Annotated in this window: 9 protein-coding genes and 1 tRNA gene; 6 read left to right on the forward strand and 4 right to left on the reverse strand. The window is 60.9% G+C overall.

The genetic code is table 11. The features are described from left to right. Window positions 1-54: 54 nt before the first annotated feature. Window positions 55-2,268 carry an acylase gene (locus KO539_RS26060; RefSeq protein WP_219312894.1) on the reverse strand — a complete coding sequence of 738 codons (2,214 nt, stop codon included), beginning with the start codon at window positions 2,266-2,268 and terminating at the stop codon, window positions 55-57. Window positions 2,269-2,283: 15 nt separating this feature from the next. Next, window positions 2,284-3,123 (reverse strand): hypothetical protein, encoded by an 840-nt coding sequence (locus tag KO539_RS26065; protein WP_099403045.1) that lies wholly within the window; start codon window positions 3,121-3,123, stop codon window positions 2,284-2,286. A 112-nt stretch (window positions 3,124-3,235) separates the two neighbouring features. Here KO539_RS26065 and KO539_RS26070 point away from each other — a divergent pair, with 112 nt between their 5' ends. Both KO539_RS26070 and KO539_RS26075 read left to right on the forward strand, forming a co-directional pair. Continuing rightward, a complete protein-coding gene (locus KO539_RS26070) occupies window positions 3,236-3,682 on the forward strand; it encodes a DUF2939 domain-containing protein (protein WP_219312896.1) in 447 nt (148 codons plus the stop codon). A gap of 124 nt (window positions 3,683-3,806) precedes the next feature. Further along, the gene (locus KO539_RS26075) at window positions 3,807-4,310 is read left to right on the forward strand and encodes a DUF2939 domain-containing protein (protein WP_158300208.1); all 504 of its coding nucleotides are present in this window, start codon (window positions 3,807-3,809) and stop codon (window positions 4,308-4,310) included. A gap of 29 nt (window positions 4,311-4,339) precedes the next feature. On the opposite strand, the gene KO539_RS26080 is transcribed toward KO539_RS26075, so the two are convergent. Beyond that, entirely contained in the window at window positions 4,340-5,677 is a 1,338-nt protein-coding gene (locus tag KO539_RS26080) for a polysaccharide deacetylase family protein (RefSeq protein WP_219312898.1), read from the reverse strand. Window positions 5,678-5,948: 271 nt separating this feature from the next. Between KO539_RS26080 and KO539_RS26085 the strand changes: the two genes are divergently transcribed. From KO539_RS26085 to KO539_RS26095, 3 genes are all read left to right on the forward strand, one after another. After that, a complete protein-coding gene (locus tag KO539_RS26085; RefSeq protein ID WP_099403040.1) occupies window positions 5,949-6,161 on the forward strand; it encodes a hypothetical protein in 213 nt (70 codons plus the stop codon). Window positions 6,162-6,490: 329 nt separating this feature from the next. Then, window positions 6,491-8,221: a methyl-accepting chemotaxis protein gene (locus KO539_RS30635; RefSeq protein ID WP_219312902.1), complete on the forward strand. Its 1,731-nt coding sequence runs from the start codon at window positions 6,491-6,493 to the stop codon at window positions 8,219-8,221. Between the two features lie 431 nt (window positions 8,222-8,652). Further along, the gene (locus tag KO539_RS26095) at window positions 8,653-10,926 is read left to right on the forward strand and encodes a TonB-dependent receptor (protein WP_374106493.1); all 2,274 of its coding nucleotides are present in this window, start codon (window positions 8,653-8,655) and stop codon (window positions 10,924-10,926) included. A gap of 134 nt (window positions 10,927-11,060) precedes the next feature. Here KO539_RS26095 and KO539_RS26100 read toward each other — a convergent pair whose 3' ends face one another. Next, on the reverse strand, window positions 11,061-11,813 hold the full coding sequence (locus tag KO539_RS26100; RefSeq protein WP_219312904.1) for a hypothetical protein: 753 nt from the start codon (window positions 11,811-11,813) through the stop codon (window positions 11,061-11,063). Between the two features lie 320 nt (window positions 11,814-12,133). On the opposite strand from KO539_RS26100, the gene KO539_RS26105 reads away from it, so the two are divergent. Then, window positions 12,134-12,220 (forward strand) — tRNA-Leu (locus KO539_RS26105). Window positions 12,221-12,560 lie beyond the last annotated feature (340 nt).

Raw genomic sequence — 12,560 nt, forward strand, 5'->3', positions numbered from 1 at the left:
GAGGGCGGTAGGTCGGATTAGCCCGCAAGGGCGTAATCCGACACACCACAAACCTCACTCCCCCGGCCGGTACCTGCGCTCCAGGTGCTTCGCCACATCCTCGGGATAAAACAGCACGTCCTTGAATTCACCGCGCGCATACATGGCCGCCTGGTCCTTGAAGTGGGGCGACTTCGGGTCGCCACTCTGGCCGCCGGCAAGAATGCTTTTCGCCTTGATGCGGGGGCCAAATTCCACTGCCGCGACAAAGCTGTTGCCACGCTCGCCATAGATCCGTCGCGTGGTGCTCTTGCTGCTCTGTCCATACGCGGCCAGCGCGCCCCAGTTGCCTGACGCATAAGGCACGGGCAAACTTGGTTGCACATCGTCGAACGGCTGCACCACGTCGCCCGTCAGGCGCTGGAAGCGGTTGATCTCGCCCCATGGGGTTTGCCAGTTGCCGAAGTCGCGCTGCAGTTTATCCGCCGCCGTCGCAAGGGCAGCCAGCCGTTGGTCCGCCGTGACCTTGTCTGTTGCCATGAAGTCCACCACGGGCACGCCCTGTTCGCGCGCCTGTTTCCCTGTCAGTTCGGCCAGCTCCTGGCCCCAGAACACGGCCAGCGAGGTGGCGGTGGACGTCAGCGCATAGCGCCAGTCCCAGGTTCGCAGCAAGGCCACCTTGTCGGCCAGCGCCAGCTTTTGCGCAGAGTTCTCCGGCAATGCATCGTATGCGGAAAACAGCGGCGGCAACAGCGCTTCGAACGCCGTCAATTCGCTGTCATACGAGGCGGCGATCAGGCTGTCGAGGGTAAAACCTGTTTTATTTCGAAAGACCTTGACGGCGTGCAGGCCGCGCGCGTTTTCGCCGTACACGGACATGTAGGCGGGGTAATCACCCTGGCGCGGGCTGTTGGCGCCGGCCGCCGAATACGGCCAGTTGTTCGTGTTCTGTATCCAGCCATTCTGCGGGTTGAACAGGGTGATGGTTTGCGCCACCGTGTGCAGCCCTTTCCATTCCGTGGCCGGGTCGCTGCCGTCGACGGGCTGCTTCCAGTTGAAGCGCGGGTCGCGCACGGGGATGAAATTGCCGTGAAAATAGGCGATATTGCCGTCCGCATCCGCATACACGGTATTGTTCGACGAATTCGTGCGCAGTTCCATCGTCTGGTAGAACGCCGCGTAATCGCGCGCCTTGGTGCGCGTGTACGATTGCGTCAATGCCTTCAACGGTTCGTTCATCAGGCGCACGGCCACCCATTTACCGTCCTGCGCGCGCACGATCGGGCCGTGATGGCTGTAATAGACGGTGATGGTTTTCGAGCCCATGCCACCATCGGCCAGTTTATATGGCAAGGTAATCGGCACGGCTTTCAAGCGGCGCAGGCCGCCATCATAGCGGTAGAACCAGGCGCCGTCCTTGTCGACGATGCTTTCCAGGTATTCGTCGATGACGTCGCCGCCGCCCGAGGTATGCATCCAGCCCAGGCGCTCGTTAAAACCCTGGTAGACGAAGAACTGGCCCCAGGTGACGGCACCATACGCGTTCAGGCCTTCGCCGCTGGTGACTTGCACTTCGGGACGGAAGTAGAACGAGGTATGCGGGTTGATCATCAAGAGCGCGTGGCCATTTTTCGTGATGGCGGGCGCGATGGCGAAGCCGTTCGAGCCACTCGGCTCTGGCTCCAATCCAGACGCCAACCCGGTTTCCACGCTGGCCAGCGCCACAGCTGCGGTTTGCTGGCCATAAAACGCTTCGAGCTGCGCCAGGTTGATCGATTCGATATCGCCACCGATGCTGCCCTCACTGAAGCTCAGGGCCATCCACGGCTCGAAATGCGCGATCAGTTTTGGTTTGACGTGCGGATGCGTGGCCAGGTAAAAATTCAGGCCATCGGCAAACGCATCCATCAACTTGCGCAGCCACGGCGGGCTGGCGCCGTACTGCGCCTGCAGCGCAAGCGGATCGATGAAGAGCCTCATGCGCAGGTCGCGGTACAGCTCCCGTTCGCCCTCCACTTCCGCCAGGCGCCCCATGGCGTTGATGTAATTGCGTTCCACGCGCGGGAAATCGTCTTCGGCCTGCGCATACATCAGGCCAAAGACGGCATCGGCATCCGTCTTGCCCGTCACGTGGGGAATGCCCCAGGTATCGCGCGCGATGCTGACGTTGGCGGCCTGCGCCTGCCAGCGGGCCATATCCGCAACAGAAACGGCGGGCGCCGCCAGCACCGGGGTAACGGCAACGGCGCCGCAGGCGATGGCGGCGAACAGGGCACGGCGAGCTGGCATGCACTACTCCACTAATCAGGATGCGTCGATGAGGGTTGCAATCCGCTGGTTGAGTTCCACGTTTTCCGCCTGCAGCTGCGCCACCCGCTGTTTCAGGCTGGCGATCTCGCCGCGCAGGCGCTCCGCTTCGGATGGCGCCTGGGCCGCGTTGTCCGCCCACGGCTCATTGCCCGTCTCCGGCGTGTCCTGCGACACGTGGGGTGCCTTCGGCTCGCGCGGCGTGCGCGTGGCGGCGCGCTGTTCGCGGATTTCCTTGGCCGCCTGGCGCAGCAATTTTTTGCCACCGGCGACAGCCGCCACCTGCTCTTCCGGCGGCAGCGACGCCACGGTGGCCGCCGCGTTGATGGAAATCGTGCCCGAACGGACGGCTTCCACCAGTTCCGGCGAGGCCGCCTTCTGGATCTTCTCGATCTGGCTGATCTGGTTGCTGCTCAACCGCGCCGCCTTGGCCACTTCTTCGCGCGTGCTCATGGGTGGCTTGGGCGCGTTTTCGCCTTCCGGCGCATCCTGGGCGCTGACGGGCGCAGGGCTGCGCGCGGCGACGATTTCCTTCTTGCGCAATGCCAGCACGCCGCGCTGGAAGTCCGACACGCTGCGGCGCGCCAGGTGATTGTCGATCATCCACAGCATGACGTCGTCGAGCGAGGTAAAGCTGGTGTTCTGGATGGTCTTGAATTCGATGCCGTGCTGGCGGCAGATGGCGTAGCGGTTATGCCCGTCGATCAGCACGTCGTTCCACAGCACCAGCGCGTCGCGGCAGCCTTCGGCCAGCAGGCTGCGCTCGAGCGCCGCGTACTCGCTGGCGGTGAGCGGGTCGATATACGACTGCAGCACCTGATTGATAGTGATATTCATGGTTGTCCTCAATATTGCGGCGCGATGGTCCGCGCCGGCACGAATGCTACACCATCCACCGCCCCTGGCCGGGTAAAATCACGGCGGCACAGCTCATACAAAAACACGGACCATGAAAAGAAAGTACGCCACCGCGATCATTTTTGGCGTCGCCGCCATCGGCTTCACCTGGGTCAGCCCCTACATCGCCATGTACCGCATCAGCATCGCGGCGAAATCCGTGCGCCTGGAAACCCTGGCGCAGCAGGCCGACCTGCCCGCCGTGCGGGCCAGCGTGGCGCGCCAGTTGCGGGCGGCTGGCGAAACGGCCAGCGAAGACGATTTCAAGGAAATGCTCGACACCATCGTCTCGCCGCCCGGCATCACGGTATTGATTCTGCACGGCAAGCAGGGGCCGGACGGCAAGCGCCACGACTTCGGCATGGCGTACCGCTCGTGGAATGAAGTGGTGCTGCGGCGCAGCGGCGCCGGCCCCGCCGCCAGCCAGTTTTTGCTGCGCCGCCATGGCATCTGGGACTGGAAACTGACGGACATTACCTTGCCGCCAGAATTACTCTGACGAAACTTGATCTAAAACAACACTTACCTAAACCGCTATGTTGACTTTTGGAAATATTATGTAGAATGCCAACACTTCAGGCGCACGGATCGCCAGGCATCCGAGAGATTGCACGATGAAAAGAATGATGCTTCTCGCTGTAGTGGCACTGGTCGCGCTGGCCGGCGTCTTCTATGGCAGCCCGTATTTCACCATGAACGAGATCCGCGCGGCGACCATGGACGAGGATAGCCAGGCCCTGGCTGCGCATATCGACCTGCCCCAGCTGCGCGGCAGCCTAGGGCAACAACTGCACACCCTGTTCTCGGCGCCCGAAGTGGCCGACGACATCAGCCCCGACGTCATTGACCCCTTGCTCGATACCATGCTGATGCCAGAGGGCATCGTCGCCTTGATGAAGCTCAATGACCGCTACGAAAAGCCGATCGCCAAGGTCAGCGACATCAGCGGCCGCAAGCGCAACACCAAGCCCGACTACAAACTGCGCTACACCTCCTGGGACAGCGTCGTGGTGCAGCGCGCCCACAGCAAAAGCCATATCGGCGAACTGACCCTGACGCGCGACGGCCTGTGGCGCTGGAAACTGGTGTCGGTGGCCCTGCCGAAGAACTTGCTGGCCGACGCGTAAGGCGCCGGCGCAACCTTCTTCCGCGGCGATCAGCGACGGTCTGTCACCCTGCCCGTCGTATCGGCAAACCAGCGGCTATGCGACACCACTTGCAGCGCCCCGGCAGCCACTTGCCCCGCCAGCCATGCCAGCAATTCATCGATGACAGCATACGAAGTCTGGTAGTCGGACGCTGGCGTCCTGACGATATCGTGGCCGTTGACAAACACAAAGCTGCCATCGTCCACCGCCGTCTGGATCGCCGCCTGGACTTGCGCAAAGCTGGCGTCGTTTGTCAGGTTGACCAAGGATGTATTGAGGATGTACGCATCCTTGTCATTGCCGGAGAAAAACACCTGGTCAAAGCCGCGCTCTGCCGTATAGCCGGCGCCGCGCGCCGACAGGAAACCGGCGGCGCGCATGGCGTCGATGGCCGTATTGGTCCACAACGATTCGACCCACGCATGGTGCGATGGCCCATCGCCGCCGATACCGGCCGCGCGCATCTGGTCGCGCCCCACCTGCAGCGCCGTGACGTACTGGGCCGAACCCTGCACCGCCACATTGTCGTGCACGCTCTGGTGCAGGGTAAAGTCGAACAGGCGCGACGGATCGTCGAAACGCGCCTTCATGCGCTCGGCCGACATGTAATCGGAATGCCCCAGCAGCGACGTGACGATGGCGAACGAAGCGGGCAAGTCATAATATTTCAGCCGCTCCATCAGATACGTATCCCAGGAGGCATAACCATCATCAAAGGACAAGATGACGGTGGGCAATTTACGCTTCGGCAACGCCGCAAGCATGCCCAGCCAGATCGTTTCCGGCTGCGTGGTGGCGGCGGTCAGCTGCACGGTAAATTTCCCGCGCGACAGGTTTTGTGCCGTGGGCGTGCCCTCGCAATCGAGCGGCGTGGCCAGCTTGGGCACCCACCACGCATTGTCGACGAACATCACTGTGTCAGTGGCGGCGGAACCGCCGTAATGCAAGGCATTCAGGAAGCCGGACCAGAAACTGCTGTAATCGCTGTTCCCGAGGTAAATCATGCCACCCGTCTGCATGATGGCGGCATTCGTCGAGCGCAGGGCGAAGGAAAAGCGTTGCAAATCCCAGTTGAACGGGATGCGCGGCTGGCCCTTGCCGGCAGCGCCTGTCGTTCCGACTTTCACGACGGTACCGGCAGGCAAGCCGGCAGGCAGGTCAATGCGCAAGGAGGGGTAGCCATCCTTGAACGACACGGCGGCATCGAGCGACACCGTGCAGCCCGGCGTCACATCGCTGTCCCAGAACGACAGATCGTGCGTGGACATGAATTCCAGCGGCGTATTGGTAACCGGCGGCGGGGGCATGGAAAAGCGGGGCGGGGCGTCATGGTGCTGGCTGGACATGGTGCGGCTTTCAGGGAGACTGTGCCTGGCGGCCGATGAAATGCACACCCTGCAACAGAAAAGATATAAGAAATATATTATTTCTCGCAGGATTTCTTTCCTCGAGTAATTATCAACTATACCAAATCATTGCAATTATGGACATAATAATTGCAAATATTTTATGATCCCCACAGCTGCCTCGGTTGTACCCGTGCTACAGGCCCGTGCACACAAGAATAGGCTGCTTCAGCCCTGCTATCATCAAGCTTTGATTTCCATCGGAGGCAACATGTCGGACCTGGTACAACACGCATTGACCCACGCGGGCAAACCGGCCACCACGCCCTGGGTCGTGACCCTGGTCAGCGGTGAAAAACTCACCGGCCCCATTTCCCCGCTCAGCGACGGTTGCTACGCCATCGGCCTGGGACAAATCAAGTATTTCTCCAGCGACAAGGTCGCCTGCCTGAATGTGTCGGGCGCGGGTGCATTTCCCATCTGAAAGCCCTGGCGGCGCAGTTGCAGGTTCCAGACGCTCTCCCCCGCCCGGTCCGGTGGCGCGGGGACAAGCCTGGCACGTCAAAAAGTTGTTTTTTGGCACGCAAAATCTGATTGATTTACTGAATTTTTTGTGTGACAATGAATTTAATAAATAAAACAAATAAATTATTGAAATCGATTTTTTAAATTAATTCGATCCTCACACCACGAATCCGTGTTCTGGATAGAAAAGCACTGCGCAGGAAACGATCCGCTGCCAGGCAAGCGCCTGCACCCGTCCCACGCAAGCCCCCTTTCTAATCTTCAGCACGTATTTTTGGGAGAGACATCATGGATAAATTTACCGTACGCACCCAGCTCACTCTGGCTTTCGGCCTGCTGGTCTTTTTCCTCATCGGCATATCGACCCTGTCCGTGCGGAGTTTTTCCACCTTCAACGCCAGCTTTGACCAGTATGTCAACGGCATCACGGCCCGCGCCAATACGGCGCACCGCGTGCGTGACGCGATCGACATGCGCGCCGTGGCGGCCAGGAACCTGGTGCTCGTCACCAAGCCGGAAGACCTGGAAACCGAACGCAAACAGGTCTTGCAGGCACACGCCGATGTCGTCAAGAACATGCAGCATCTGCTGCAGCTGGCGCAGCAGCCGGAGGTATCGGACGAGGTGCGCGCCATCATCAGCAAGATCGACAGCATCGAAAAGCGCTATGCCCCCGTGGCGCTGGGCATCGTCGACCTGGCGCTGCAAAAGAAAACCGAACAAGCCATCGTCAAGATGAACGAGGAGTGCCGCCCGCTGCTGGCCGCCCTGGTCGCCGCCAGCGATGAATATTTCGCCCTGACGGACAAGCACTCCGCCGTCATCTTGCAGGAAGACAAAGAGCACTACATTCTCAACAGGAATATCCTCATCGGCGCCAGCCTGCTGTCCATCGTGCTGGCGGCCCTGGCGGGCTGGCTCATCACGCGCAGTCTGCTCAAGGCGCTGGGTGCCGAACCGAAACAGTTGTGCGACGCCGTCAGCCTGCTTGCCGCCGGCGACCTGACCGGCCAACTCAGCGTCGCACCGCACGATAGCGTCAGCGTGCTGTCGGCGCTGCAGCGCATGCAGGCGTCGCTGACCACGGTAGTGTCGTCCGTGCGCCAGGATTCCAACACGGTGGCCCTTGCCGCCGAGGAGATTTCCAGCGGCAATAGCGATCTGTCGCTGCGCACGGAACAGCAAGCCAGTTCACTGGAAGAAACCGCTTCCTCGATGGAAGAACTCACCAGCACCGTGCGCAAGAATGCGGAAAATGCCCGCGAAGCCAATGTACTGGCCACCACCGCATCGGACGTCGCCAGCAAGGGTGGCGCCGTGGTGGGACAAGTGATGGGCACCATGGACCTGATCAGCGAATCGTCGCGCAAGATTGTCGACATCATCAGCGTCATCGACGGTATCGCCTTCCAGACCAATATCCTGGCCCTGAATGCCGCAGTGGAAGCGGCGCGTGCCGGCGAACAGGGACGCGGCTTTGCCGTCGTCGCCACCGAAGTGCGCGGCCTGGCCCAGCGCAGCGCCAGCGCGGCCAAGGAAATCAAGGCGCTGATCGACGATTCCGTCAGCCGCGTCGATGCCGGATCCAGGCTGGCGGCGCAAGCAGGCACGACGATGTCCGAGGTGGTCGCCAGTGTCGCCCGCGTCAGCAACATCATCGCTGAAATCACGGTGGCCAGCCAGGAACAGTCGACCGGGATCGAGCAGATCAATCAGGCGGTGACACAGATGGATAGCGTCACGCAACAAAACGCGTCGCTGGTGGAAGAAGCGGCGGCGGCGGCCGAATCCCTGCGCGACCAGGCCAGCCACCTGGTGCAAACCGTGAGCATCTTCAAGACGCACGACAGCCATGTGGCGGCGCCCGCGCCAGCCCATGCTCCAGCGCGCGCCAGCCACAAGCCCCTGCGCCTGGTACCGGCGGCGGCCAGCAGCACCGTCAAGCGCCAGGCCACGCCCGCAAAACACCGCACGGCGCAAGCGGAAGCCGTGACGGCCGGCGATTGGGAAGAGTTTTAAGCTGATCGGGCATGCGGCCCCGCATGCCCCGCTTTACGCGCACAGGGGATCGCCGCAAACGGCGCCGTCCCCTGTAGCGCTGCAACAACACGCCCGTTTCGAAAAAAACCGCGGCATCTGTTGTATTTTCAATGTCCAGCCATGCGCAGCACGGCAAAAACCATCCCACTTTTTGCGTTCCCGCAGGACAAACTGCCGCCATGCCTGGCCGCTGTTGCGCTCGCACGAGCCTGCCGGCACTCCACTATGCACCCGCCAGATATTGACGACAAATACGATTTTATTCGTGTATTCAGTCGAAACGGATATGAATAGTCGTCAATGGGAAATGGCATGAATAGCAAAACTTTCCGTGCTAGCATAATTTCTCATCCAGCTGGCCAGCGCCAGCTGGCAGTGCCCCAACAACCTCGACCGACAGGAGCCGTTTCATGATGACACCGCATTCCAGCACCCTACGCCACACCTTGCTTGCCCTGGCAATCACGGCCGCCTTTCCCCTGCAGGCGATGGCCCAGGACGGCGTCCCGGCGCCTGCCGCCCCGGCGGTGCAGGCCGGCCCTGGCCAGCTGGAAACGGTGATCGTGACGGCGCAGCGGCGCGCGGAAAACATCAAGGACGTGCCCATGTCCATCGCCACCCTGAAAGGCGACAAGCTCGACACCCTGACGGCCGGCGGCGCCGACATTCGCTTCCTCAACAGCCGCTCGCCCAGCGTCTCCGTCGAATCGGATTACGGCCGCACCTTCCCCCGCTTCTACATTCGCGGCCTGGGCAATACCGACTTCGACCTGAACGCCTCGCAACCGGTGGGCCTGGTGATGGACGATGTGGTGCAGGAAAACGCCATGCTGAAAGGTTTTCCCGTGTTTGACGTCGATCAGGTCGAGGTGCTGCGCGGCCCGCAAGGCACCTTGTTCGGCCGCAACTCGCCGGCCGGCGTGATCAAGTTCGATTCCGCCAAACCCGTCTTCAAGACGGAAGGCTACCTGAGCGGCGGCTTTGGCAAGGATGGCATGAAGAACCTGGAAGGCGCCTTCAACGTGCCCGTCAGCGACACGGTGGCCCTGCGCTTTTCCGGCCAGACGCAGCGCCGCGACGACCGCGTGCACAACCCGCGCCCCACCGGCACGCGCGACTTCGAAGGCTATGAAGACAGCGCCGCCCGCCTGCAGGTGCTGGTCAAGCCCACGCGCGATTTCACGGCCCTGTTCAACGTGCATGCGCGCAACCTCGACGGCACGGCGACCTTGTTCCGCGCGAATATCCTGAAGCAAGGCACGAACGACCTGGTCGACGGCTTTGATTACGATACCTATCCGACCGACGGCATCAACCGCCAGCACCTGAAAACCAAGGGCGGCAGCATGCGCCTGAAATGGGACTTGCCCGGCGTCACCCTGCATTCCATCACCGGCTACGAAAAACTCGATTTCTTCAGCCGCGCCGACGTCGACGGCGGCTATGGCGCCGTGTATGCGCCACCGATGGGGCCCGGCTTCATCCCCTTCGTCGTGGAAACGGCCGACGTGATTCCCAACCACAAGCAGATTTCACAAGAATTCCGCGCCGAATCGTCTGCCCGCGGCCCGCTGCAATGGATAGGCGGCCTGTTCTACTTCAAGGAAGATATCCAGATCGACAGCATCAGCTTTGACAGCCTGGCGCCCGGCAACCCGCAAAACAGCGCCTACGCCACGCAAAACCAGAGCTCGAAGTCGTACGCGGCCTTCGGCTCGCTCAACTACACGGTCTCGGACGCGCTGAAACTGCGCGCCGGCCTGCGCTACACGACCGACAAGAAGGATTTCTCCGCCAAGCGGGTAGAGGCGACCACGGCCGGCCCCTTCAAGCTGAACGACACGTCGCACAACATCAGCTGGGACCTGAGCGGCACTTATGTGCTGACGCCGGAAACGAACGCCTACGCGCGCATCGCCACCGGTTACCGCGCGCCATCGATGCAGGGCCGCCTGAACGGCCTGGCCGACCGCCCTTCGTTCGCGGGCGCCGAGAAAGCCCTGTCCGTCGAGGCCGGCATCAAGCAGGACCTGTTCGACAAGCGCGCGCGCCTGAGCCTGGCCGTGTTCCAGTACCGCGTCAAGGACAAGCAGCTGACGGCCGGCAGCGGCGCCGTCAACATGAACCAGCTGATCAACGCCGACAAGGCCACGGGCCGTGGCGTGGAACTCGATTTTCAGGCGAACCTCAGCGATTCGCTCAGCATGACCTTGGGCGGCAGCTACAACCACACGGAAATCCAGGACAAGAAGCTGTTCGTGCAAAGCTGCGGCAATGCGCTGAACAATCCGGCCAGCGGCTGCACCGTCACCGACCCTGTCGGCCCTTTCCGCGGCACCGCCTACATCGACGGCAACCCGCTGCCGCGCGCGCCGGAATGGCAAACCAACTTCACCCTGAAATACAGCATTCCCCTCGCCAATGGCGAGTTCTACGCTTACACGGACTGGGCCTATCGCACCAGCTACAACTTCTTCCTGTATGAAGCGAAGGAATACAAGGCCAAGGAACTGCTCGAAGGCGGCTTGCGCGTCGGCTACAAATGGGACCGCTATGAACTCTCCGCGTACGGTCGCAACATCACCAACCAGATCCAGTCGCTGGGCGCCATCGACTTCGACAACCTGACGGGCATCATCAACGAACCGCGCACGTATGGGGTGCAGTTCAAGGCGACGTTTTGATGGCTTTGAGCGTGTAGCGCCGTCCGTCCTGGCATGACACAGCCGCCCGGCATTCGCCGGACGGCTTTCTTGCGCGGCGACGCCATTACCTGGAGCCTGTCGCGGCGGATGAATGCCTCCGCCGCCACAGGCTCTTAGCCAGGGATCATCTCGACATTCGGATTCTTGGGCACCGTGACGGTACCGCCGGGATTGGGGCCGCCGCCGCTGCCACCTCCGCTACCACCACCGCCGCCACCGCCACCGGTGCCACCGGTGCCACCTGCGCCATATGCGCCGGGAATCTGATACGGCGGCGGAGCGCCCAGCTGAGTTTTCGCAAGCGCTTTGCAGTATTCGCTGTACTTCGGATCTTTGGCAAACTCGCGTCCCGCCGCCGCAATCATCGCGGCGAGATACTGGTTGGACTTGGGATCAAAAATACTCAGGCTGTAATGTATCGCCAGCATGGTGGCATACAGGTCAGGATTGGAATTCGTGCCTGCCACGCTGAGTGAAATACCTTGCTGATGCGCTTCCATGGCAACCTGAAAACCAAATACTGCCGCTTCCCCTTCGCGCTGATAGCACCAGTTTTCCTTCGCCTCGGGAGCGACGGGCACGGCGTCGTCGCGGCGATACACGTAATGCCCCAATTCATGGATATACACTTCCGTCAGGATCTGATCGACCGGCACGCCGCGTTTGGCGGCAGCGGCGGCGATGCCGCTTTCATCGATGTAGATCGTACCCGACTGTATCAAGCCATTCACCGTGCTGCCGCGCTGGTACATATTGTAGCCAGTGCCATATACGAAATTGCCACCACCGTCGAGGTAGGACTGCAAAGTCTTGTTCGCCTGTGCCGAACGCGTATTTTCAATCAATTCTTTTACTGAACGTGCCATGGTGTTCCTCTTTTAAGTTAACGACAGATTGCCAAGTAAAAAACGACTTCAGATGAACAACAACCGCGCGCGCCTGACTACGCACGCATCGACGCACCTCCTTTCAGTGGACAACGCCAAATAGCCCCAGGCGCTGCAAGCAGCGGGAGCCAAAAGCGAAATGGAAAACAATGAATCAGGCCAGACAGGCTTGCGGCCCATGCCCATCAAGGCGGCGGTGACATAAGGCAATGACCAGGCACGGCCTGGATCGCCGGTCCGGGCAGCGGGAGTTCAAGATGGTGCAATGGGCACCACTTGTGCTAGAATCTCGCCGCGCTGCCCGGATGGTGAAACTGGTAGACACTGGAGACTTAAAATCTCCCGCCTGTAAGGGCGTGCCGGTTCGATTCCGGCTCCGGGCACCAGCGCACATGCCTTTTTCGGCGATAGTGACCACTATTTTTTTGCGATGTTTTTTTCCGCAAAATACAGTCTTTTCCGCAATGAATCACCAGAGCCTACTTTGTGGGCTTCACCAGCTTGCCTCGACGATGGCGAATATATTGCATCGCACATCCAGCACATCCAGGGTCAGGTCTAGCACATCCAGGGTCAGATACCGTCTTGAATGACAAGTCCTTTTGCCAAATAATTCGCATCAAAGGGCCTGTCATTGTGGATCACTCCATAGATCAGATGTGCTAGTTTGTGCATGATCGCGCCAATTACGGCTTTTTTCGCCATGCCCGTTGCAGACAAGCGTTC

Source organism: Janthinobacterium sp. NKUCC06_STL (assembly GCF_019345455.1).
In the GTDB taxonomy this organism is placed as follows: Bacteria; Pseudomonadota; Gammaproteobacteria; order Burkholderiales; family Burkholderiaceae_D; genus Janthinobacterium; species Janthinobacterium rivuli.

What these genes read in the sequence shown, in the direction of transcription:
- KO539_RS26085 (WP_099403040.1), top strand. Translation starts at nt 5,949, where the DNA reads ATGTCGGACCTGGTACAACACGCATTGACCCACGCGGGCAAACCGGCC.
- KO539_RS26100 (WP_219312904.1), bottom strand. Translation starts at nt 11,813, where the DNA reads ATGGCACGTTCAGTAAAAGAATTGATTGAAAATACGCGTTCGGCACAG.
- KO539_RS26075 (WP_158300208.1), top strand. Translation starts at nt 3,807, where the DNA reads ATGATGCTTCTCGCTGTAGTGGCACTGGTCGCGCTGGCCGGCGTCTTC.
- KO539_RS26095 (WP_374106493.1), top strand. Translation starts at nt 8,653, where the DNA reads ATGATGACACCGCATTCCAGCACCCTACGCCACACCTTGCTTGCCCTG.
- KO539_RS26080 (WP_219312898.1), bottom strand. Translation starts at nt 5,677, where the DNA reads ATGTCCAGCCAGCACCATGACGCCCCGCCCCGCTTTTCCATGCCCCCG.
- KO539_RS26065 (WP_099403045.1), bottom strand. Translation starts at nt 3,123, where the DNA reads ATGAATATCACTATCAATCAGGTGCTGCAGTCGTATATCGACCCGCTC.
- KO539_RS26060 (WP_219312894.1), bottom strand. Translation starts at nt 2,268, where the DNA reads ATGCCAGCTCGCCGTGCCCTGTTCGCCGCCATCGCCTGCGGCGCCGTT.
- KO539_RS26070 (WP_219312896.1), top strand. Translation starts at nt 3,236, where the DNA reads ATGAAAAGAAAGTACGCCACCGCGATCATTTTTGGCGTCGCCGCCATC.
- KO539_RS30635 (WP_219312902.1), top strand. Translation starts at nt 6,491, where the DNA reads ATGGATAAATTTACCGTACGCACCCAGCTCACTCTGGCTTTCGGCCTG.